At 46.2% G+C, this 3,023-nt stretch carries 4 protein-coding genes; 3 read left to right on the top strand and 1 reads right to left on the bottom strand.

The window, feature by feature from the left end:
- Nucleotides 1-29 precede the first annotated feature (29 nt).
- The gene (locus ACTHY5_RS11710; RefSeq protein WP_441879899.1) at nucleotides 30-614 is read right to left on the bottom strand and encodes a LysE family translocator; all 585 of its coding nucleotides are present in this window, start codon (nucleotides 612-614) and stop codon (nucleotides 30-32) included.
- A gap of 158 nt (nucleotides 615-772) precedes the next feature.
- Here ACTHY5_RS11710 and ACTHY5_RS11705 point away from each other — a divergent pair, with 158 nt between their 5' ends.
- Genes ACTHY5_RS11705 through ACTHY5_RS11695 form a run of 3 tightly spaced genes read left to right on the top strand, consistent with a single transcriptional unit; the run spans nucleotide 773 to nucleotide 2,908 of the window.
- The gene (locus ACTHY5_RS11705; protein ID WP_441879896.1) at nucleotides 773-1,759 is read left to right on the top strand and encodes a hydrolase; all 987 of its coding nucleotides are present in this window, start codon (nucleotides 773-775) and stop codon (nucleotides 1,757-1,759) included.
- Nucleotides 1,756-1,980: a YheU family protein gene (locus ACTHY5_RS11700; protein WP_441879902.1), complete on the top strand. Its 225-nt coding sequence runs from the start codon at nucleotides 1,756-1,758 to the stop codon at nucleotides 1,978-1,980. Before ACTHY5_RS11705 ends, ACTHY5_RS11700 begins: the two co-directional genes overlap by 4 nt.
- A gap of 58 nt (nucleotides 1,981-2,038) precedes the next feature.
- Entirely contained in the window at nucleotides 2,039-2,908 is an 870-nt protein-coding gene (locus tag ACTHY5_RS11695; protein WP_441879893.1) for a phosphoribulokinase, read from the top strand.
- Nucleotides 2,909-3,023 lie beyond the last annotated feature (115 nt).

Genomic DNA, 3,023 nt, shown 5'->3' with positions numbered 1-3,023 from the left:
ATAGCTGGCATACAATCAGTGGTTAAAAATTAAACACTCATGCGTTCGCCCTGCAGTAACGCCATCACATAATTAAAACGCCGCCAGTCTGTAGGGGTGTGTAACCAGCGGCGTAAGTTAAGCCCCAAAAATGCCCAAATATGCCCTGTCACCAACCCTAAAGATAAAAATATTGCCAGTACCACCCAGGCCGATGACCAATATTGCTCTCCTGCCAGGGTAAAACTACTAATAGCTGACACTGCCATCAACCACGCTTTAGGGTTAAGAAATTGAAATAAGGCACCTTGGTACCAGCTCATGCTGTGAGTTGTTGCGCGCATACTTTGCGCATCGGCGCTACCAATTTTGTAAGCTAACCATAATAAATAACCACTCCCTGCTAACTTAAGCCCCCACTGTAAAGCGGGCCAGAACAAAAATAGCTGGCCTAATCCCAATGCGGTCAATAGCATCAGCAACTGCAAGCCAAACATAATACCTAATAACAGCTTCAGTGTAGGCCGATAGCCAAAGCGAGTTGCAGAGCTGGTTAATAGCATATTGTTGGGCCCTGGTGTGCCGCAGGAAGCAAATGCAAAGGCGGCCACTGAAGCTAATAGGGCAAAATCCATGATGTACTCGGCAAATAATACGACAAACGCGTTGTTTTACTCGATTTTGTTGCCGCTGCCCAGTACTTTAACCATTGATTGTGATCGTCCCTACTCGTTTGCCGGGTATATCCGCGCTTATAAAGGCCCATTTTTTATATGTGTAGTAGCAAAATGTTATGATACATCCTAGCTCGTTTCAGGCTCCTTGGTGGGCGAAAAACGCCCATATACAAACCGTTTTTGCTAAATACTTGCATCGAACGCGCATAAAGCACCGCCGTGAGCGCCTTGAGCTCCCTGATGGCGACTTTGTCGATCTGGCCTGGGGCTTACCCGAAAAAGGCGACCAAAAGCCATTAGTCGTGCTATTTCATGGTTTAGAAGGCGATATAAGCTCGCATTATATTCAAGGTATGATGGCGGCGTTGCATGGACAAGGGTGGCAAGCGGTATTGATGCACTTTCGGGGATGTAGCGGCGCGCCCAATCGTTTTTTGCCGTCTTATCACTCTGGTGCCATTGACGATCCCCATTACTTACTCACACTGTTACGCCAGCGTTATCCCGAGCGTGCTATTGCTGCCATTGGCTACTCTTTGGGGGGAAATATGCTGATAAACTATTTAGCCAAACATGCTCGCTCTCCTTTATGTGCCGCAGCTGTTATATCAGCGCCGTTACAGTTATCGGCTTGTGCTGATCGTATTAACTCAGGTCTCTCACGCTGTTATCAGAGCTACTTACTCAAAGGAATGAAAGAGAATTGGCGGCAAAAATTACGCCGCCACCCTCAGCTGTCAGGGTTTAGCGATCTTAGTCGCATTACAAACTTGCGTGAGTTTGATGATAAAATAACCGCTCCAATACATGGTTTTAGCAGCGCACAAGATTACTATCAAGCCTGCTCAGGGCTCCCCCTGCTGGCTAGCATTAGCACGCAAACCTTGATCATACATGCAGCAGACGATCCTTTTATGGATGACACTGTGATCCCCGATGCCAGTGATTTACCTCCTGCTATTACTTATGAGTTGAGTCGCAGTGGCGGTCACCTTGGCTTTATACAAGGCTTGCCATGGCGCCCTAGTTTTTGGCTAGAAACTCGAATAACCCAATGGTTAGCCCAGCAATGGCCACCTTATTTAAAGGACAAAGACGAGTGATTATTCCGTATACTGATTTAAGCGAAGAGACGCTCACTAACTTAATAGAGCAATTTGTATTGCGCGAGGGCACTGAATATGGCGCAGAAGATGTGTCATTGTCTGAGAAAGTACTGCAAGTAAAACAGCAACTTAAAAGCCGTGAAGCTGTCATAGTGTATAGTGAGCTACATGAAAGCGTAAATATACTTCCCGCAGCGCAGTTTAGTGACAAGTCTTGACCTCACCCCAGCGTACTGCGTATAAACATTCACAGATTTATTATTTTTTAGGGTTTTTATGTCTGCCAAGCACCCCATTATTGCAGTGACCGGCTCTTCAGGTGCCGGCACTTCAACCTCTACCGAGGTGTTTCAATCTATGTTTGCTCAGCTGGGGGTGAAAGCCGCCATGCTCGAAGGCGATAGTTTTCACCGTTACACTCGGCCAGAGATGGACGTGGCCATTCGCCGTGCTCGAGAACAAGGCAGACATATCAGCTATTTTGGTCCTGAAGCCAACGACTTTGAGCTATTAGAGCAGTTTTTTAAAGAATATGGCCACACAGGCACCGGTCAGTTTCGTCGTTATTTGCATACCTTTGATGAAGCAGTGCCTTTCAATCAAATGCCTGGTACTTTTACCCCAAGCCAACAGCTGCCCGATGATACTAATTTATTGTTTTATGAGGGCTTACACGGTGGCGTAGTCACAGATGAACATAATGTGGCTCAGCATGTGGATCTCTTGATCGGCATGGTGCCGATAGTAAACCTTGAGTGGATCCAAAAATTGATCCGCGATACGGCAGAGCGCGGTCATTCACGAGAAGCGGTCACTGATTCTATTGTGCGCTCGATGGAAGATTATATTAACTTTATTACACCGCAGTTTTCTCGTACCCATATTAATTTTCAGCGTATTCCAACAGTTGATACCTCTAACCCTTTTAGCGCTAAAGTGATCCCCAGTGCCGACGAAAGCATGATGGTGATCCGTTTTCGTGGCATTAAGGGGATCGACTTCCCTTATCTATTAGCCATGATTGATGGCTCTTTTATGTCGCGTCGTAGCACCATAGTGGTGCCAGGGGGCAAGGTTGGCTTTGTCATGGAGCTAATACTTCGTCCCATGTTAGAGCGTTTACTGGCCACCGGAAAAATCCGGTAATACTAAAGATAGCTGTACGCCTAACGCTGTAAGTTAAAAGCGCACACCGCAATCGGTCGCACTTATACCAATCTGGAAAAATAACTGATCTATTTTTGTTTGTATAAAAAGTCGA

The organism is Oceanisphaera sp., from assembly GCF_052084945.1.
Taxonomy (GTDB): domain Bacteria; phylum Pseudomonadota; class Gammaproteobacteria; order Enterobacterales; family Aeromonadaceae; genus Oceanimonas.
This window is presented reverse-complemented; position numbering and strand designations above follow the sequence as displayed.

What these genes read in the sequence shown, in the direction of transcription:
- ACTHY5_RS11695 (WP_441879893.1), top strand. Translation starts at nt 2,039, where the DNA reads ATGTCTGCCAAGCACCCCATTATTGCAGTGACCGGCTCTTCAGGTGCC.
- ACTHY5_RS11705 (WP_441879896.1), top strand. Translation starts at nt 773, where the DNA reads ATGATACATCCTAGCTCGTTTCAGGCTCCTTGGTGGGCGAAAAACGCC.
- ACTHY5_RS11710 (WP_441879899.1), bottom strand. Translation starts at nt 614, where the DNA reads ATGGATTTTGCCCTATTAGCTTCAGTGGCCGCCTTTGCATTTGCTTCC.